This window comes from Cellulomonas wangleii (assembly GCF_018388445.1).
GTDB classification, from domain to species: Bacteria; Actinomycetota; Actinomycetes; order Actinomycetales; family Cellulomonadaceae; genus Cellulomonas; species Cellulomonas wangleii.
Map to the genome: position 1 here is coordinate 3242258 of NZ_CP074405.1, position 18058 is coordinate 3260315.

General features: G+C 74.5%; 15 protein-coding genes and 2 riboswitches. Of the genes, 5 read left to right on the forward strand and 10 right to left on the reverse strand.

Annotated features, from left to right (window positions below; translation table 11 throughout):
- Positions 1 to 38 precede the first annotated feature (38 nt).
- The 7 genes from KG103_RS14950 to KG103_RS14980 form a co-directional block, all read right to left on the reverse strand.
- Entirely contained in the window at positions 39 to 1721 is a 1683-nt protein-coding gene (locus KG103_RS14950; protein ID WP_207339309.1) for an APC family permease, read from the reverse strand.
- 26 nt (positions 1722 to 1747) lie between these two features.
- Entirely contained in the window at positions 1748 to 3154 is a 1407-nt protein-coding gene (locus KG103_RS14955) for a glutamate decarboxylase (protein ID WP_207339310.1), read from the reverse strand.
- A 186-nt stretch (positions 3155 to 3340) separates the two neighbouring features.
- Positions 3341 to 4132: a bifunctional hydroxymethylpyrimidine kinase/phosphomethylpyrimidine kinase gene (gene thiD / locus KG103_RS14960; RefSeq protein WP_207339311.1), complete on the reverse strand. Its 792-nt coding sequence runs from the start codon at positions 4130 to 4132 to the stop codon at positions 3341 to 3343.
- A 117-nt stretch (positions 4133 to 4249) separates the two neighbouring features.
- Positions 4250 to 4681 (reverse strand): MmcQ/YjbR family DNA-binding protein, encoded by a 432-nt coding sequence (locus KG103_RS14965; RefSeq protein WP_207339312.1) that lies wholly within the window; start codon positions 4679 to 4681, stop codon positions 4250 to 4252.
- Between the two features lie 9 nt (positions 4682 to 4690).
- Positions 4691 to 6022 carry an MFS transporter gene (locus KG103_RS14970; protein ID WP_207339313.1) on the reverse strand — a complete coding sequence of 444 codons (1332 nt, stop codon included), beginning with the start codon at positions 6020 to 6022 and terminating at the stop codon, positions 4691 to 4693.
- A 234-nt stretch (positions 6023 to 6256) separates the two neighbouring features.
- The gene (locus KG103_RS14975) at positions 6257 to 8332 is read right to left on the reverse strand and encodes an acyl-CoA dehydrogenase family protein (RefSeq protein ID WP_207339314.1); all 2076 of its coding nucleotides are present in this window, start codon (positions 8330 to 8332) and stop codon (positions 6257 to 6259) included.
- On the reverse strand, positions 8329 to 9276 hold the full coding sequence (locus KG103_RS14980; protein ID WP_372434845.1) for a TetR family transcriptional regulator: 948 nt from the start codon (positions 9274 to 9276) through the stop codon (positions 8329 to 8331). Before KG103_RS14980 ends, KG103_RS14975 begins: the two co-directional genes overlap by 4 nt.
- A 128-nt stretch (positions 9277 to 9404) precedes the next feature.
- Between KG103_RS14980 and KG103_RS14985 the strand changes: the two genes are divergently transcribed.
- From KG103_RS14985 to KG103_RS15000, 4 genes are all read left to right on the forward strand, one after another.
- Positions 9405 to 10769 (forward strand): acetyl-CoA C-acetyltransferase, encoded by a 1365-nt coding sequence (locus tag KG103_RS14985; protein ID WP_207339315.1) that lies wholly within the window; start codon positions 9405 to 9407, stop codon positions 10767 to 10769.
- Positions 10770 to 10890: 121 nt separating this feature from the next.
- Positions 10891 to 12282 carry a 3-oxoacyl-ACP reductase gene (locus KG103_RS14990; RefSeq protein ID WP_207339316.1) on the forward strand — a complete coding sequence of 464 codons (1392 nt, stop codon included), beginning with the start codon at positions 10891 to 10893 and terminating at the stop codon, positions 12280 to 12282.
- Positions 12279 to 13199 carry a MaoC/PaaZ C-terminal domain-containing protein gene (locus tag KG103_RS14995; RefSeq protein ID WP_249670620.1) on the forward strand — a complete coding sequence of 307 codons (921 nt, stop codon included), beginning with the start codon at positions 12279 to 12281 and terminating at the stop codon, positions 13197 to 13199. Before KG103_RS14990 ends, KG103_RS14995 begins: the two co-directional genes overlap by 4 nt.
- Before the next feature lie 160 nt (positions 13200 to 13359).
- Positions 13360 to 13965, forward strand: a complete 606-nt coding sequence (locus tag KG103_RS15000; RefSeq protein ID WP_207339317.1) for a pentapeptide repeat-containing protein — start codon at positions 13360 to 13362, stop codon at positions 13963 to 13965.
- A 20-nt stretch (positions 13966 to 13985) separates the two neighbouring features.
- Here KG103_RS15000 and KG103_RS19145 read toward each other — a convergent pair whose 3' ends face one another.
- The 3 genes from KG103_RS19145 to KG103_RS15020 all read right to left on the reverse strand — a co-directional run bounded on the left by KG103_RS19145 (position 13986) and on the right by KG103_RS15020 (position 17402).
- Positions 13986 to 15071 carry a GNAT family N-acetyltransferase gene (locus KG103_RS19145; RefSeq protein ID WP_307860896.1) on the reverse strand — a complete coding sequence of 362 codons (1086 nt, stop codon included), beginning with the start codon at positions 15069 to 15071 and terminating at the stop codon, positions 13986 to 13988.
- Between the two features lie 119 nt (positions 15072 to 15190).
- On the reverse strand, positions 15191 to 16627 hold the full coding sequence (locus KG103_RS15015; RefSeq protein WP_207339318.1) for an aminotransferase class V-fold PLP-dependent enzyme: 1437 nt from the start codon (positions 16625 to 16627) through the stop codon (positions 15191 to 15193).
- A 35-nt stretch (positions 16628 to 16662) separates the two neighbouring features.
- Positions 16663 to 16776, reverse strand: a riboswitch (SAM riboswitch).
- Between the two features lie 56 nt (positions 16777 to 16832).
- A complete protein-coding gene (locus tag KG103_RS15020) occupies positions 16833 to 17402 on the reverse strand; it encodes a GNAT family N-acetyltransferase (RefSeq protein WP_207339319.1) in 570 nt (189 codons plus the stop codon).
- Between the two features lie 99 nt (positions 17403 to 17501).
- Positions 17502 to 17599: riboswitch (SAM riboswitch) on the forward strand.
- A gap of 4 nt (positions 17600 to 17603) precedes the next feature.
- Between KG103_RS15020 and KG103_RS15025 the strand changes: the two genes are divergently transcribed.
- Positions 17604 to 18047 carry a rhodanese-like domain-containing protein gene (locus tag KG103_RS15025; protein ID WP_207339320.1) on the forward strand — a complete coding sequence of 148 codons (444 nt, stop codon included), beginning with the start codon at positions 17604 to 17606 and terminating at the stop codon, positions 18045 to 18047.
- Positions 18048 to 18058: the final 11 nt, after the last annotated feature.

An 18058-nucleotide genomic window follows, 5' to 3' on the forward strand; every position in this document is an offset into this window, starting at 1 on the left:
GGGACCCGTGTCAGGGGTCCCCGCCGTCCGGCCGCCTGCTAGCCCGTCGCGGGCCGGCCGGTGCCCGGCCGCCCCGGTCCCGACCCCGCGGGCGGCGGTGCCGACCCCGCGGACGGGGGTGTCGACCCCGCGGATGGCGGGTTGACCAGCACGCTGTCGGTGGTCGCCCGCTCCTCCGCGGTGCGCTTGTCCCACGACGGTTTGCGCATCGCGTAGAACAGCAGCGGTGGGCCGCCCAGGAAGATGACGACCAGGCCCACGACGATCGGGTACGCCACCTCGGAGAGGCCGGTGAAGCCCGACGGCCGGATGAACGCGAGGATCAACGCGATGGCGCTGAAGGCGAACCCGACGCCGGCGACCGCCTTCATCGCCGGGGTGCGGTAGGTGCGGACCACGTTCGGCTGGGTGCGCCGCAGCCGGATCGCGGCGGCGAACATGATCATGTACATGATCAGGTAGAGCGCCGCCGCCATGTCCACCAGCGCGATGAACGCGGTGTTGCCGTTCGGCACCAGGACGAACAGCAGTGCCAGCAGCGTCACGATGACGCCCTGGACGCCGAGGATGCCGACCTGCACACCGGCCTTGTTGCGGCGCTGGAGCGCCGGCGGGAGCAGCCCGGTGCGGGCGGCGGCCAGCAGACCGCGCGACGGGCCGGCGATCCACGTGACGACGGACGCGAACGCCCCGAGCGCGATCAGCAGGGAGATCGCCGGCGTCCCCCAGGGGATGCCCCAGTGGTCGAAGAACTCCTGGAAGGCCAGGTTGATCCCGTTGGTGACGCCCAGCTCCTTCTTGGGCACGGCCACGGAGATCGCGATGGTCGGCAGGATGAACACCAGCAGGATGAGGCCGGTCGCGATCGCGATCGACCGGGGGAACCCGCGGCCGGGGTTCTTCATGTCGTTGGCGTGAACGGCGTTGACCTCCATCCCCGCGTACGCGAGGACGTTGGACACGATGAGCACGATCGACGCGATGCCGGTCCACGGCGGGATGACGGCGGACGCCTCCAGGGGCGTCTCCGACCGTTCGCCCGTGCTCAGCCAGATCGCGCCGAACACGATGAGCAGGAGCGCGGGCAGGAGCGTGCCGAAGATGCCGCTCCACGACCCGACCTTGGCGAACAGGTTGCCGCCCGCCAGCGTGATCAGGGTCGACCCCCAGTACAGGACGAGGATGACCACGGCGGTGTACAGGCCGTTGTTCGCCAGGCCCTGGTCGTTGATGACGAACGACAGGCTCGCCGCGATGAACGCGATCTGCGTCGGGTACCAGACGACGTTCTGGATCCACTGCAGCCAGATGGCGACGAAGCCGAGGCGTTCGCCGAACGCCTCGCGCGCCCACGTGAAGACGCCACCCTTCCAGCCCGTGGCGAGCTCGGCGGCGACGAGGGCCGTGGGCACGAGGAACACGATCGCGGGGATGACGAACAGCGTCACGGACCCGAGCCCGTAGGTCGCGATCGCCGGGAGGGAGCGCAGCGACGCGACCACCACGACGGTGAGCATCGCGAGCTGCAGGACGGACATGTAGGTGGCCGGGCCGACGGCCGGCGCGCCGATCGCGGGGCCGGTGTGGTCGGGCGGCTTGCGCGCGCCCGGCGTGCCGAACGGGTGCGGCTTGACGTGGTCGGCGGACGGCGCGTGCGTGCCGTCGGCCCGGATGTGCGGCCCGGTGCCACCGGATGCGGGCGTGCTGCTCTGCGCAGACATAGGTGTCCCCCTGCCTTGTCCGCGGCTCAGTGGTGGAAGCCGGAGCGGTGGCCCTCGGCCGGCATGGGACCGGTGAGGGCGTCGAGGTAGGCGACCTCGTCGCGCAGGTCGGCGAGGAACGCCGACGCGAGGTCGTGGCTGAACCCGTTGCGGACCACGATGCGCTGGACGGTGAGGTCCGTGAGGTCGTCGGGCATCGGGTACGCCGGCACCAGCCACCCCTTCGTCCGCAGCCGCTCGGACAGGTGGTAGAGGTTCCAGTTGGTCGTGTGCCCCTCGCGCAGCCGCCAGGCGAACACCGGGATGTCCGAGCCGTCGTTCCACAGCTCGAACGCGGGCATCTTCGCGATCTCGCCCGAGAGGTAGAGCGCGACGTCCCGGGACGTCCGCTGCACCGCCTCGTACCCCGCGCGGCCGAGCCGGATGAACAGGTAGTACTGCAGGAGCACCTGGGCGCCGGGCCGCGAGAAGTTCAGCGCGAACGTCGGCATGTCGCCACCGAGGTACGACACCCGGAAGACCAGGTCCTCGGGCAGCGACTCGAGGTCCCGCCACACCACCCAGCCGAGCCCGGGGTACACCAGGCCGTACTTGTGGCCCGAGGTGTTGATCGACGCGACCCTCGCCACGCGGAAGTCCCACTCCAGGTCGGGCTGGACGAACGGCGCGATCATGGCGCCGGACGCGCCGTCGACGTGGATGGGCACGTCGAGGCCCGTCGACTCCTGGATGCGGTCGAGTGCCGCCGCGATCTGCGCGACCGGCTCGTACATGCCCGTGTACGTCACGCCCATGATCGCGACGACACCGATCGTGTTCTCGTCGACGTACTTCTCCAGGTCGTGCCCGTCGAGGACCTTGTGCTCCAGCGAGATCGGCACGTAGCGGGCCTCGACCTCGAAGTAGTTGCAGAACTTCTCCCAGCAGACCTGCACCGCGCTGGACAGCACGAGGTTGGGCTTGTCCGTCGGCTTGCCGGCCTCACGGCGCGCGTGCTGCCAGCGACGCTTGAGGGCCAGCCCACCGAGCATCGCCGCCTCGGAGGAGCCGATGGTGGACGTCCCGATCGTGTTCCGCGGGTCCGGGGCGTGCCACAGGTCGGCGAGCATCGTCCAGCACCGCGTCTCGACGGCGGCCGTCTGGGGGTACTCGTCCTTGTCGATCATGTTCTTGTCGGCGGCCTCGATGTACAGCCGCGACGCGTGCTCGTCCATCCACGTGCCGACGAACGTCGCGAGGTTCAGCCGCGCGTTCCCGTCGAGCATCGCCTCGTCGTGGACGATCTGGTAGGCCGTCTCGGGCAGCGCCTCGTCGGCCGGGAAGTCGAACTTGGGGATGGCGGTGGCCTCCCCCGGCCTGGCGAAGACCGGATTGAGCTCGACGACCTCGGGCTCACCCTCGTGCCGCTTGGCTCGGCGCGTGTTCGTGACCATGTTCAGCCCCCCGCTGAGAACGACCCCGCACCACGCGGGCTCGATTCCGACGGTAACGGTCGTTTCGCCCACGCGCACTGCGGGAACGAACCGCCTGATCAGCGAGGTGGTCGGCGACGCTCCGCCCGTACTCGTCAGGGTTCGCCGGGGCTCGTCGCGGTTCGTCGGGGCGACCTCGCGGGGAGGTCAGGCGCCCTGGCGGACCACCTCGAACGGCGCTCGCCCGGACACGCGTCCCCGAATCCCGGCGGTGACGAAGTCCTTCGCCCGCTCGACGGCCGCACCGACCTCGGCGCCCTTCGCGAGCTCCGCGGTGATCGCGGCGGCCAGCGTGCACCCGGCACCGGCGACGCGCTCCTCGCCGACCTTCGGGGTCCGCAGCACCGTGACGTCGTCGCCGGCGACGAGCACGTCGACCGCGTCGTCACCCGGCAGCTCGACGCCACCCTTGGCGACCACGTACCGCGGGCCGAGCTGCTGGATGCGGCGGGCGGCCTCGGTGAGCTGCTCCACCGTCTCGATCGTGTCCATGCCGGACAGCGCGCGGGTCTCGAACAGGTTGGGCGTGACGACCGTGGCGAGCGGGACGATCTGCTCGCGCAGCGCGTTGTCGGTGTCGAGGGCCGCGCCCGGCTCCTGGCCCTTGCAGATGAGCACCGGGTCCAGCACCACGTGCCGCCACGGCTGCCGCCGCAGCCCCTCGGCCACGACGTCGATGGTCGCGGGCGTCCCGAGCATGCCGATCTTGACGACGTCGAGGTCGTAGGCGGCGGCTGCCGCCTCCATCTGCGCCGCGATGACCTCGGGCGGGACGGGGAAGAAGCGGTGCCCCCAGTCGTTCGCCGGGTCGAACGACACGATGCAGGTGAGCGTGCCGAGGCCGAAGGCGCCGAGCTCCTGGAACGTGCGCAGGTCCGCCTGGATGCCGGCGCCGCCGGTCGCTTCGGATCCGGCGATGACGTAGGCGAGGTCGACCACGGGTGCTCCTGGGAGGCTGGGTGTGCGGGGTGTCGGCTCCAGCCTAGGCACCAGGACGGGGTGCGCCGGGAGCGGACGCGGTCACACGGCGCGGCACGGCAGCGCGCGGCGCCGGGGTCAGGGGGCCGAGTGCCCGTCGTCACCGGCGGCCCGCCGCGCGTCCAGCGCCCGCAGCGCACGCTTCGACGCCCTGCGACGCCATGCGGACTCCAGCAGCTCCGCCGCGTGCTCCCAGTCGGGGTCGCTCGCCGGGTCGACGAGCATGCCGACCCAGCCGTGCGCCCCGTCGTAGTCGGGCACGAAGAAGCGTGCCGGGTCCCGCGCGACCAGCTCGCGCTGCTCCTCGGGCGTCGTCCCGATCCGCAGCGCGAGCAGGCCGTCGTCGTGGTGGTCCACCGTGAGCCCGGCGAACCGGCGTCCTCCCAGGAGGACCGCCGCGTGACCGTGCTCGCTCCGCAGCTGCACGCTGACCTCGGGCAGGGGCGCGACGACCTCGGCGAGGCGCGTCCGTGCGGCCTCGGCATCGCCCTCTGTCCACGAGGTGCCCATGTGGGCACGCTAGCGACGCGTCGTCGCCGGCGTCGAGCGCACCTCGGCACGACCTGCGGGACGTCGCCGGCGACGACCGGCCCTGCGGACCGAGGCGGCCGCTGGTCGGCCCTCCGCAGGCGCGTCGTCGCGACGGCCGGCGACGACGCCGAGCGGACCACCTTCGCCGTCCCGCCCGTCGCCGCCCGGCGGCCCGGGGGGAAGCCACCACCGCAGCCAGCCCGCCCCGACCAGGCCGAGCGCCCCGACGACCGTCGCCGCGACGCCCACGGTGGACGCGCCGACCACGGCCGCGACCAGCACCGGTCCGGACGACTGCCCGACGCCCGTGACGAGCCGCCATCCCGCGAGGAAGGACGCCCGTGCGTCCTCCGGCGCCGCGTCGGCGCCCATCGTCATCACAGCCCCCGAGGACAGGCCGTTGCCCAGCCCCAGCGCGACGCCGATGACGAACGCCCAGAGCACCGCATCGCCCAGCGGGAGGCAGAGCAGCGCGACGCCCATCACGACCATCGCGGGGACGACCGCCGCCCTGCGGCCGTACCGGTCCATCACCATCCCCGCCACGTAGAAGAGGCTGAGGTCCACGGCGGAGGACACGGCGAAGAGCAGGGTGACGGTGCTCTCGGAGAGCCCCAGGTCGTGGCCCCACAGGGGAAGCAGGGCGTCCCTCGACGCACGGACGAGCATGACGAGCGCACCGCCGACCCCCAGAGTGGCGAACAGCCGCCCGAACCCGGGCCGCCACATCGCCGGCGCCCGCCCGTCGGCCGCAGGGCCGGGCTCGGCAGGAGCGGTGAACGCGTACGTCGCGACCGCGGCGCACGCCGAGAGCCCGGCGGCGGTGAGGAGCGCCCACTCCATGGGCCCGAGGGTGAGGAGGAGCGACGCGATCAGTGCCCCGACCAGCGAGCCTGCGCGGAAGACGCCGCCGAGCAGGGCCATCGCCCGGCCCCGGACGCCGACGTCCACGGCCGTCGCGAGGTAGCTCTGCCGGGCGACGGCGAGGACGACCCCCGCGAGCCCCATGGCGAAGCCCGCGACGAGCATCGCCGGGACGGAGCGCACGACGCACAGGGCCAGGATCGCTGCGGTCTCCACGACGAGCGCGCCGGTGAGCGCCCACCGGTCCCCGAGCCGCGTGATGACGAGCGCGCTCGGCAGCGCACCGACGAACCCGCCCACGCTGAGCATCGCCACGACCAGGGCCGCGTCACCCGGTGCGGCGCCCCGCTCGATGGCGAGCAGCGCGAGGATGGGTGTGACGATGCCGAGGCTCGCCATCGCCAGCGCCGCCGGCGCGTACACCGGCACGACGAGACGCCGCAGGTCCGTCGACACCGGCACCGGCACCGCCCCGCCTCTCGCCCTCGGCACTCCGGTCACCGTTCGACGACCACGACGAACCGGTCGCGGCAGGCGGACCGCACCGCCTCGGGTCCGGCGTCGCACAGCAGGCGGTCGACCACCGTGGCAGCCTTCCCCAGATCCGTGCGATCCACGACCCGGACCTCACCGTCAGCGTGGAGGGCACGCCACCGGCTCCCGGGACGGCGCGCCCGCAGGCGGCGAAGGTCAGCGCGTCAGGTGCTTCTCCGGGATCGGCGCGTCACCGCTGGCCCGCTGCGCGCGGTAGTACGCACGCGCCTCGTCCTGCCGCTCCTGCTCCTGCCCCGACGCGATGGGCGCCCGCAGGTGCTCCGGGCCGTACCCGAACGCGTCGACCAGGTCCTGCGCGTGCGGCCGCAGCCGCGCCAGCAGCCGCTCGATGTACGACGTGACGGTGCGGGCACGCCCGGCCGACAGGCGCCCGTTGACCAGGTACCACGCGAGGTTGCGCTCGACGAGCGTGAGCCCGAACAGGTCGCGCACCCACGTGAGGACCTGCTTCGTCCCCGGGTCCTCCACGCGCTCGACCGCCCGCGTGAACGCCTCCCACTGCACGCGCTCGGCGTGCGCGCGCGCCGCCTCGATGAGCTCGTGCTGGTGGGCGTTGAACAGGTCCGCAGCCTTCTCCGGGCTCATCTTGCGGGCCGGGGCCAGTGCCTGCGCGACGTGCGCCACCATCGTCTCGACGCGGTCCGTGAGCAGGTCGCGCTGCGTCTGCGTGTCCCGCAGCCGGCCGACGGACCGCCGGGCGTCGCCCCGGTCACCGAGGGTCTGGACGGCCCGGATCAGAGGCGTGCGGTGCATCGCGGCGTCGGTGACGCGGTCGACGACGAACCGCGCGAGGTCGCCGCGGTCGGCCTGCGTGACCTTGAGCGCCTTCGCGTAGTCCCCGAGCAGCCGCTTGGCGACGAGCTGGTACAGCACGGTGTTGTCACCCTCGAACGTCACGTACACATCGAGGTCCGCGTGCAGCCCCGTCAGCCGGTTCTCGGCCATGAACCCCGCACCGCCGCACGCCTCGCGGCACTCCTGCAGCGTGCGCAGCGCGTTCCACGTCGACGTCGGCTTGAGCGCCGCCGCCAGCGTCTCCAGGTCCTCGCGGTTCTCCGGGGTGTCCCCGCGGCCGGAGAACACCTCGTCGAACGCCGCCAGCAGCTCCTCGTGCGCGAACGCCGTGGCGTACGCGTCCGCCACCAGCGGCAGCAGCCGGCGCTGGTGCTGGCCGTAGTCGAGCAGGACGACCTCGTCGCCCGTGCCGCCGGCGAACTGCCGGCGCTGGTTGGCGTACGTCACCGCGATGGCCAGGGCGATCTTGCTCGCGTTGGCTGCGGCGCCGTCGAGGGAGACACGACCCTGCACGAGCGTGCCGAGCATGGTGAAGAAGCGCCGCCCGGGGCTCTTGATGGGCGAGGAGTACGTGCCGTCGGGGGCGACGTCGCCGTACCGGTTGAGCAGGTTCGTGCGCGGGACCCGGACGTGCGTGAAGTGCAGGCGCCCGTTGTCGATGCCGTTGAGGCCGCCCTTGACGCCGTCGTCCTCGCCGCCGATGCCGGGCAGGAACTCCATCGTCCGGGGGTTGCGGATCGGGACGTAGAACGCGTGCACGCCGTGGTTGACGCGCGGGCCGTCGGGCGCGGCCGTGACGAGCTGGGCGAACACGACGGCCGCCGTGCCGTGCACCGCCGCGTTGCCGAGGTAGTCCTTCCACGCCGCACGGAACGGCGTGTGGATGACGAACTCCTGCGTCTGTGCGTCGTACTCCGCGGTCGTCCCGATCGACGCGACGTCCGAGCCGTGGCCGGCCTCCGTCATCGCGAACGCGCCGGGCACCTGCAGGTGCATCGCGTCGGACAGGAACGTGTCGTGGTGGTGCTGGGTCCCCAGGTGCAGGATCGCCGAGGCGAACAGCCCCCACTGCACGCCCGCCTTGATCTGCAGCGACGGGTCGCCGGCGACGAGCTCCTCGAAGCGCGCGAGCGAGCCGCCGTGGTCGTCGGCGCCGCCGAGGTGCGTCGGGAACGACCGCAGGACGTCGTGCTCGGCCTCCAGGCGGCGCAGCTGCGTGAGCACGCGCTCACGGTGCTCGGCCACCGACTGGCCGTCGATCTTGTGGAAGAACGGGTCGGCGGTGACCGCCCGCGCCTCGCGGCGCAGCTGCGCGTACTGGCCCAGCAGCAGGTTCTCGAGCGCTGCCACGTCGACGCGCGGGGGCGCGGCGGCAGCGACGGGGCGGGCCGTGGGGCGGTCGGTGGTGGTGGTCATCGCTGCTCCCTGGTGGTGTGCCCGGCGTCGTCGCCGGTCGTGTGCTGCTGGTCCGCCGGGTGGGCGGGCGTGCGGGGACGGGTGTCGAGGTCGGCGGTGCCCGACGGTGCGGGCTGCGCCGGTGGGCGGGGGTGCTCGCGGGCGAGCAGCCCGACCGGTCCGGCCCACAGCCACGCGGCGACCTGGGCCGTGAGGGTCTCGCGGTCGGGCGTGCCCGGCTCGCCCCGGTGGGCCAGCCACCACTCGCCGGCGCCGCGGACGAACCCGACGGCGCCGGCGGCCCACGACTCGGCGAGCGCCACGGTCGCCGGGTCCGGTCCGGTGTCGGACTCCTCGGCCTCCGGACGGCGTGCGACGCGCACGTCGTCCCGGTCCTCCGTGAGACCGCGGGCGAACGGGGCGGCGACGAGGGCCGTGACCGAGTCGAGGAAGTGCCCCAGCGGGCCTCCCGACTCCACCGACCCGTCGCGCGTGACGAACGCGTACACGTGCGGCGACGACTCGATCATCTCCAGGTACACGGCGACCATCGCGCGCAGGCCCTCGCGGGGCGTGGGCGCCACGCGCAGCACACCCTCCAGGGCGCCGCGGATCTGCAGGACGACGGCCTCGGCGACCGCGATCTGCAGGCCGGTCTTGTCGGTGAAGTACCGGTAGACGATCGACTTGGACGTCCCCGCCGCGGCGGCGATCTCCTCCATCGAGACGTCGGGGCCGCGGTGGTGCACGGTCTTGCGGGCCGTGCGGACCAGCTCGGCGCGCCGGGCCTCGCGGTGGTCGGCCCAGCGCGTCGAGCGGCCGTCGGCGGGGGCGTCCTCGTCCACACCGTCCGGCACGACGGCACGTGCGGACGGGGGCACCCGCGGCACGGGCCGGCCGGGCGCGTCGTCGCGCGATCGGTTCGAGGAGGTCGTCGTCGACGCTCCCGGAGTGACGGGGCTCACGCAACCGAAGGTATCAGGTACTGTGAGTTCCGGACACCCTTCCGGGACGAACGTCCCTCCCGCCAGAGCGGGACAGGGTCACCGGAACGACCGCACGCCACAGACGCCGATGCGAGAGGGAACGCCAGATGGCCACCCGTAAGCCGAGCACGTCCCCCGCCACGCCCACCACGCCCGCAGCCCTGCCCCGCACCGCGTACGTGCTCGGCGGCAACCGGATCCCGTTCGCCCGCGCCGGGGGCAGGTACGCGCAGGCGAGCAACCAGGACATGCTCACCGCGGCGCTCGACGGGCTCGTCGCCCGCTACGGGCTGCAGGGCGAGACCATCGGCGAGGTCGCCGCCGGGGCGGTGCTCAAGCACAGCCGCGACTTCAACCTCACGCGTGAGGCCGTCCTCGGGTCGGCCCTCGCCGCCACCACCCCGGCCTACGACGTGCAGCAGGCCTGTGCGACCGGCCTGGAGACCGTGGTCTCGCTGTCCAACAAGATCCGCCTCGGCCAGCTCGAGTCCGCCATCGCCGGCGGCGTCGACACGACGTCCGACGCCCCCATCGCCGTCAGCGACCGCCTGCGCCGCGTGCTGCTCGACCTGTCGCACGCGAAGACGCCGCAGCAGCGGCTCAAGGCTGTCGCCCGCCTGCGTCCCAAGGACCTCGCCCCGGCGACGCCCCGCACGTCCGAGCCGCGCACCCACCTGTCGATGGGCGAGCACCAGGCCCTGACCACCGCCCAGTGGGGCATCACCCGCGAGGCGCAGGACGAGGTCGCGCTGCGCAGCCACCAGCGCCTCGCCGCCGCCTACGACGCCGGGTTCTTCGACGACCTCGTCACGCCGTACCGCGGCCTGACGCGCGACGCGAACCTGCGCGCCGACACCTCGCTCGAGAAGCTGGCGAAGCTGAAGCCGACCTTCGGTCTGGGTCTGGACACGCCCGCCACCATGACGGCCGGCAACTCCACCCCGCTGACGGACGGTGCGTCCACCGTGCTGCTCGGGTCGGCCGAGTGGGCTGCCGCCCACGACCTCACGCCGCTCGCCGCGGTCGTCGACGCGGAGGCCGGCGCGGTCGACTTCGTGCACGGTGTCGACGGGCTGCTCATGGCGCCGGTCTTCGCGGTCCCGCGGCTGCTCGCCCGGCACGGGCTGCGGCTCGAGGACCTGGACTACGTCGAGATCCACGAGGCGTTCGCGTCCACCGTCCTCACGACGCTGGCCGCGTGGGAGTCCGCCGAGTTCGGCCGCGAGCGCCTGGGGCTGGACGGCGCGTTCGGCACCGTCGACCCTGCGCGGCTCAACGTGCACGGCTCCTCGCTGGCCGCCGGGCACCCGTTCGCCGCGACGGGCGGTCGCATCGTCGCCACCATTGCCAAGGAGCTGCACGCGCGGCGCGCCGCCCAGGTGGCCGCCGGCGACGACTCCCCCGTCCGTGCGCTCGTCTCGGTCTGCGCGGCCGGTGGCCTGGGCCTCACGGCCCTCCTCGAAGCAGCCTGACCCTCTGCGGCGGGAGCCCTCTCCCGCCGCAGCGCAGTCCCGCCCCTCCCCTCGGCGACAGAGCGATCGGCTCCCCGGTGGGAGCGGGCGACCCGCCGGACCCGACGACGCAGGAGTCGTGATGACCGACCGCTACCTCGAGCTCGTCAACAACGGGCTCACCCAGAAGCTCGCCAAGCAGCTCGGCCTGCCGCGCCCCGCCGTGCTGCGCCGCCACCGCCCCGGCCGGCCGCTGCTCGACGGCCCCGCGCTGGTGCTGGGCTCCGGGCCCGACGCCGACGCGGTCGCGACGCTGCTGTCCTCGCCCCCGGGCGGCGCCACCCCCACCGGTGACGCCCCGGCCGTCCTCGACGGCTGGGACGTCGAGGTGCACCGCCACGCGTCGCCGGACACCCGGTACGCGGCCGTCGTGCTCGTGCTCACCGACGTCGAGCACCCGGACGACCTCACCGCACCGGTGCTGGCGGCTGCGAGCACCCTGAGGTCGCTGCGCGGCGGCGCACGGGTCGTCACGATCTCGCGGCCCGCCCTGGACTCCGACGCCCCGGCCGTCGCGGCCGCCCGGCAGGGGGTCGACGGGTTCCTGCGGTCGCTGGCCAAGGAGCTGCGCGCCGGCGGCACGGGCAACGGCGTCGTCGTCGCCGAGCCGGTGCCCGTCACCGCGCCGAGCGTGGTCGCCGCGCTGCGGTTCTTCCTGTCCGCGCGGTCGGCGTTCGTCGACGGGCAGCTGCTGGAGGTCGACTCCGACGCGGGCGAGCTGCCCACCGACTGGGAGAAGCCGCTCACCGGCAAGGTCGCGGTGGTCACGGGTGCCGCGCGCGGCATCGGCGCGGCCATCGCCGACGCGCTCGCGCGGGACGGTGCCACGGTCGTCGCGGTCGACGTGCCCGCGGCGGGCGAGCAGCTCGCGCAGGTCGCCAACCGCGTGCGCGGCACCGCCCTGCAGCTCGACGTCACCGCGCCCGACGCCGGCGAGCGGATCCTCGAGCACGCCAGGAGCCGTCACGGCCGGCTCGACATCGTGGTCCACAACGCCGGCATCACGCGGGACAAGCTGCTCGCCAACATGAGCGACGACAAGTGGTCGTCCGTGCTGGCCGTCAACATCGACTCCCAGCTGCGCATCAACGAGGCGCTGCTGACCTCCGGGGACTTCGTGGACGCGCCGCGCATCGTCTCGCTGGCGTCCACGTCCGGCATCGCCGGCAACCGCGGCCAGACCAACTACGCGGCGTCCAAGGGCGGCGTCATCGGCATGGTCCGGGCGACCGCACCGCTGCTCGTGCCGTTCGGCGGGACCGCCAACGCCGTGGCCCCGGGGTTCATCGAGACCGAGATGACCGCGCGGATCCCGGCCGTCACGCGGCAGGTCGCGCGCCGGCTGAACTCCCTGCAGCAGGGCGGCCTGCCCGTCGACGTCGCGGAGGCCATCGCGTTCCTCGCCTCCCCGGCCGCCGGGGGGATCGTCGGGCGCACGCTGCGCGTCTGCGGCCAGAACATGGTGGGCCGGTGACAGGCGGTCCGACGTCCGGGCCGACGTCCGGGCCGGCGACCGAGGTCGTCCTGCCCGCCGTTCCCGGGCTCGGCGGGCTCTACGGCCGTGGGCTGGTCGCCTCCGCACGCTCGGTGGTGCCCGGTGGCGCGCGGGCGACGTCCCGCGGGCTGCCCGACGTCACCTACGTCGTGCACGACGTCCACGCCGACGCCGACCACCTGACCGCGTACCAGCACCTGCTCCACGAGCCCGGCACGGACGCGCTGCCGGCGGGGTACGTGCACGTCCTGGCGTTCCCGGTGGCGATGGCGCTGATGGTCCGCCCGGACTTCCCGCTGCCACTGCTCGGGATGGTGCACCTGGCCAACCGCGTCGAGCAGCGCCGTCCGCTCGCGCTCGGCGACCGGCTCGCCGTGCGGGCCTGGTCCCAGGACCTGCGGCCGCACCGCTCGGGCACCCAGGTGAACCTCGTCACCGAGGTGAGCGCCGACGGCGAGGTCGCCTGGCTCGGTGTCTCGACGTACCTCGCCAAGGCCGTCCGCCTGCCCGACGCGCCCCGCGACGAGACCCCGCGCCCCGAGTTCACGCCGCCGGTGCGCACGGGTCGCTGGGAGCTGCCGGCCGACGTCGGTCGCCGGTACGCCGCCGTCTCCGGCGACCGCAACCCCATCCACCTGTCGCCCGTCACCGCGCGGGCGCTGGGGTTCAAGCGGGCGATCGCGCACGGCATGTACACGGCGTCGCGGGCCCTCGCGGACGTGGGCGCCGCACGCGGCGACGCGTTCGTCTGGTCGGTCGAGTTCGCCGCGCCGGTCCTGCTGCCCGCGACGCCCGACGTGCGGGTCGCCCCGGACGGCGACGGGCACGCGTTCACCGTCTGGCACCCGCGCTCGGGCCGGCTGCACCTCGCGGGGCAGGTCACCCCGCTGTCCTGACCGCCCGCGAGCGCTCGGCCCCCAGTCCGCGAGAGGTCGATCCAGCACACCCCACCCGTGCTGGATCGCCCTCTCGCCGGCTGGGGGCCGCGGTGCGCAACGGCGTTCGCCCGGGAGGCCGTCGGGCGAGGGTGTCCGCGGTCCGTGGGAGGGTCGGGCCATGCTGAACGGTGACGCGTACGACCTCGAGCCCGACGCCGACCTCGACGGCCTGGCGTTCCGCGGGCTGGACCTGACCGGCCGCGACGCGTCACGCGCGAAGTTCCTCGACTGCGAGGTCGAGGACTGCGACCTCGACCAGGTCACGATGGACGGCGTGCGGGTCCTCGACACCACCTGGACGGGGGTGCGCGCCGGTGCGCTGCCCGCACCGTCCTCGACGTGGCGGGACGTGACGCTGACGGGCGTGCGCGTCGGCGCGCTGACCGCGTTCGGCTCCACGTGGACGCGGGTCCACGTCGTCGGCGGCAAGATCGACTACCTCGACCTGCGCGAGTCCACGGTGGACGAGCTGCGGCTGGAGGGCGTGACGCTGGGTGACCTGGACCTGAGCCACGCGCGCGTGCGCCGGCTCACCGTCGTCGACTGCGACCTGCGCCGCCTCGACGCGACCCAGGCACGCCTGGTGGCGTGCGACCTGCGCGGCGCGCGGCTGCGGGTCGTCGAGGGGGTCGGCAGCCTCGGCGGCGCGCAGGTCACCCACGACCAGCTGCTGGACCTGGCACCTCTGCTCGCCCACCACGTCGGGCTCGTCGTCGAGGACTGACCCCTCGACCGCACCGCGGCTCACCAGCCCGCGAGCGCGACCACCTCCGCGGCGACGTCCTGCGGCGTCCGACCGTCGGTGGCGACCCGGTGCACGCCCGTGCCGGCCCGCTCGCCCAGCCGCACCGCGGCGGCGTCCGAGCGCGCGACGTGCGCGTCGTACGACGCGCCGTGCTCGCGCCGGCCCAGCCGCTCCCGCGCGGTCGCGTCCGAGCCGGTGAGCAGCACCGACGTCACGTGGGGGCGGTCCCCCACGGCGGCGGCGAGCACGTCGGCCTGCAGCACGCTGACGGTGTTCGTGTACACCAGCCGCCGGTACCCCAGGGCGCGGTAGCGACGCCAGACGTCCGCCAGGTTGGCCTCGGCCACGCCGTGCTCCCACGGCGCCGGGTGCGCGAGGTCCAGCGCGTCACCCTCGACCCAGGCGTGCGGCACGTCCCGCGCGACGAGCAGGTCGTGGACCGCCGCGGCGACCGTCGACTTGCCGACCCCGGACCGCCCGCCGAGCAGCAGCACCGACGTGCGCGCGGCGGGCACCCCGTCCCCGGCGAGCCGCTCCTCGAGCCCCGCGCGCACGTCCGGCCACTCGTCCGCGAGCACCGAGAAGTACAGCGAGTCCTGGCGCGTCCCGTCGGCGGCGACACGGTGCCCCCGCAGCCGACCCTCCGGCCGGGCACCGAGCCGGGTGACCGCCGCGATCGACCGGGCGTTGCGCGCCTCGACGCGGTAGGCGACGCGCGCGACGTCCCACGTGTCGAAGGCGTGCGCCATCAGCAGCAGCTTGCAGGCGGGGTTCACGTGCGTGCCCCACACGCGCGGGTCGGAGAACGTGTGCCCGACCTCGAGCCGTCCCATCCGCAGGTCGACGTCGTAGAACGACGTGGACCCGACCACCTCGCCGTCCACGAGCACCGCGAACGCGTACCGCGCCGGCGTCCCGTGGGCCGTCCGCACGACGTCCCGCAGGTCGTCGACGCCCCGGGGCGTGGGCGACGTCATGCCCGCCCACACCCGCTCGTCGACGAAGGCCGCGAGCGCCGTCGCGTGGTCCTCGGCGAGGGGGACGAGGCGCACACCGTGGCCGTCGAGCGTCAGGTCGTGGAGCACGCGGACGATCCTCCCCCCGCCCCGACCGGGCGACCAGCGCATTCGCGGGTGTCCCGCACGGTGGGACGTCGCCCGCCGCGGGGCGCGCGTCGCCGGCGCGACGGCCGGGTCGGTGCGCCTCAGTCGTCCAGCGCCGGCCCGCAGGCGGCCGCCGCGGTCGCGGCCAGGTGGTCCAGCCCTTGCACCTCGATGAGCGGGCGCGTGTCGTCGACGACAGACCAGCAGCCGTCGACCACCTCGTACTCCGCCTGCGTCCCGCGCACCAGCAGCACGCCGAGCGCGGCGACGAGCCGGTCCACGTGCTCGGCCGTCGTCCCGACCCCGACCGACGCGCGCACGGCGCCGTGGGACGCCCCGAGGTGCGCGAGCAGCGGGTGCGCGCAGAACCGCCCGTCGCGCACGCCGATGCCGTGCTCGGCCGCCAGGTACGCCGCGACCAGGCCCGGGTTCAGGTCCGCCACCGTGAACGTCACGACGCCCACCGGGTCGGTCGAGTCCGGCCAGATCCGCGCGACGCGCACGCCGTCGAGCCGCTCGAGGCCTCGCACCAGGCGGTCCCGCAGCGCCTGCTCGTGCGCCTCGAGCGCACCCGCGGGCAGGTCGGCGAGCGTGTCGCAGGCCTGCGCGAGCGCGATCGCCCCGAGCACGTTGGGCGAGCCCGCCTCGTGCCGCGCGGGCGCGGGCTGCCAGACCGTCCGGTCGGCCCGCACGTCGCGCACCGCGCCTCCCCCTGCGAGGTACGGCACGCCCGTGTCGAGCCAGTCCCGGCGCCCCACCAGGGCGCCGGCGCCGAACGGGGCGTACGTCTTGTGGCCGGAGAACGCGACGTAGTCGACGTCCGTGGCGGCCAGCGAGAACCCGCGGTGCGGCACCAGCTGCGCCCCGTCGACGGCCACCCGCGCACCCGCCGCGCGCGCGAGCCCGACCACGCGGTCCAGCGGCAGCGCCTCCCCCGTCACGTTCGACGCGCCCGTCACCGTGACCAGCGCGTACGGGCGGCGTGCGAGCTCGGTGCGCAGCGCGTCGAGCGTGGCCGCGACCGTCGGCTGCACCGGCAGGACGGTCGCGACGCGCCCCGTCCCGGACTGCCCGCCCCCGCTGTGCTGCACCCACGGCAGCAGGTTGGCGTGGTGCTCGACGTCGAGGACGAGCACGGCCTCGCCGTGCGGCACGACGCCGGCGAGCAGGTTGAGCGAGTCGGTGGTGTTGCGCGTGATGATCGCGACGTCGTCCTCGCGGGCCCCCACGAAGCGGGCGATCGACTGCCGGGACGTCTCGTAGAGCGCGGTCGAGACCTGCGACAGGTAACCCGCGCCGCGGTGCACCGAGGCGTACAGCGGCAGCACCTCGGCGACGCGCGCGCCCACGGACTCCAGCGCGGGGGCGCTGGCGGCGCAGTCGAGGTTGGCGTAGGTGCGGCTGGTGCCGTCGACGAGCGGGACGGTGGTCGACGCGCCGACGACCGGCAGCAGCGGCGCGTCCCCGCTGCGCGGTCCGGGGGCCGCGGTGCCCGACGCCTCGTCGGCACACGCGAACAGCTCGGTGATCGTGGTCATGGTGCTCCTCCGGAACGGTCCGGGGACCGCCGAGGGCCCCGCGCTTGCCGGCGCCGAACGGCGCGCGGCCAGGTCGTCACCCGGGGCACCCCACCGCGGAGGAGGGTTGCCGGCCAGCGAGCCGGGGCTTGTCGCTGGCGCTCATGACCTGTGTCGAGGATCGGCCGCCCGGCGCGGGCATGTCAACGGCAGCACGCCGCCGCTCTCAGGATGCGAGACGCGCCGTCTCACCGTCCGTACCTCGCGGCGCGCGCTCCAGGCTGTGCAGCATCACCACGCTGCGGTACGTCTTGCCGGGCCACTGCACGACGTCGGCGTCGACGAAGCCCCACCGCCGGTACATCGCGCGCAGCGGCGCAGCGGGCTCCGCCGTGTCCAGGCCCACCGACCGCATGCCGCGCGCGAGGGACCACTCGCGCAGCACGCCCCACAGGTACGTCGCCAGCCCTCGCGCCCGCAGGTCCGGACGGACGGCGAGCTGGTTGAGCCAGACGCGGTCCGGCTCGAGCGCCAGGTCGGTGAGCGCCTTGATGCCGCGGCCAGGAGGGCTGGTCGCGGTGATGGTGCCCGCGAGGCCGCCGGCCGCGTCGACCAGCACCCACGAGGCGCCCACACCGAGACTGCGCCGGGCGGTCGTCGCCTCGTCCTGGGTGGCACCCGTGAAGTTCAGGCCGCGCGCGGCGAGGTCCGCGTACGCGTCATGCAGCAGGCGCGTCAGCGCCGGCACGTCATCAGGGGTCACGGGTCGCAGCACGAGGTCCTCGGGGGCGTCCATCGCGCACCACCCTGGCACGGCCCGCGGCCCCGTCGCACCGCGGCGGGGCGTGCGTGAGACGCCCTGCCGGTGGCGACGCACCCTGGCGTAGCATCGCGGCGACCATCCAGAGCGGCCGAGAGATCTGGCTCGACGACGCCGCAGCAACCCGCACGGGCGACCGTGGCCGAGGGTGCTACCGCCAGAGACGATGGGAGGACCATGACCGTGCAGCCACGTCCCGCACCCGGGTACGCCGGGGACCTCACCCCCACCGAGGCCTGGGACCTGCTCGCCGAGCGCGACGACGCCGTCCTCGTCGACGTCCGCACGGACGCCGAGTGGCGCTACGTCGGCGTGCCGGACCTGCGCGGCCTCGGCCGCCAGGCGGCGCTGGTGGAGTGGGTCTCCTACCCCTCGGGGCGGCCGAACGCCGCGTTCCTCGACCAGCTCTCGACGGCGGGCGTCGCGCCGGGCGACGAGCGCCCCGTCGTGTTCCTGTGCCGGTCGGGGCAGCGGTCGATCGGCGCCGCGCAGGCGGCGACGGCCGCGGGCTACGGCCCGGCGTACAACGTCCTGGAGGGCTTCGAGGGCCCGACCGGCCCCGACGGCCACCGCGGGCACACGGGCTGGCGTGCCGCCGGCCTGCCGTGGCTCCAGCCGTGAGCACGCCCGAC

Bases quoted from the DNA above. Each gene is read 5' to 3' on its own strand.
- KG103_RS14950 (WP_207339309.1), bottom strand. From the start codon at position 1,721: ATGTCTGCGCAGAGCAGCACGCCCGCATCCGGTGGCACCGGGCCGCAC.
- KG103_RS14955 (WP_207339310.1), bottom strand. From the start codon at position 3,154: ATGGTCACGAACACGCGCCGAGCCAAGCGGCACGAGGGTGAGCCCGAG.
- KG103_RS14965 (WP_207339312.1), bottom strand. From the start codon at position 4,681: ATGGGCACCTCGTGGACAGAGGGCGATGCCGAGGCCGCACGGACGCGC.
- KG103_RS14975 (WP_207339314.1), bottom strand. From the start codon at position 8,332: ATGACCACCACCACCGACCGCCCCACGGCCCGCCCCGTCGCTGCCGCC.
- KG103_RS14985 (WP_207339315.1), top strand. From the start codon at position 9,405: ATGGCCACCCGTAAGCCGAGCACGTCCCCCGCCACGCCCACCACGCCC.
- KG103_RS14990 (WP_207339316.1), top strand. From the start codon at position 10,891: ATGACCGACCGCTACCTCGAGCTCGTCAACAACGGGCTCACCCAGAAG.
- KG103_RS15000 (WP_207339317.1), top strand. From the start codon at position 13,360: ATGCTGAACGGTGACGCGTACGACCTCGAGCCCGACGCCGACCTCGAC.
- KG103_RS15015 (WP_207339318.1), bottom strand. From the start codon at position 16,627: ATGACCACGATCACCGAGCTGTTCGCGTGTGCCGACGAGGCGTCGGGC.
- KG103_RS15020 (WP_207339319.1), bottom strand. From the start codon at position 17,402: ATGGACGCCCCCGAGGACCTCGTGCTGCGACCCGTGACCCCTGATGAC.
- KG103_RS15025 (WP_207339320.1), top strand. From the start codon at position 17,604: ATGACCGTGCAGCCACGTCCCGCACCCGGGTACGCCGGGGACCTCACC.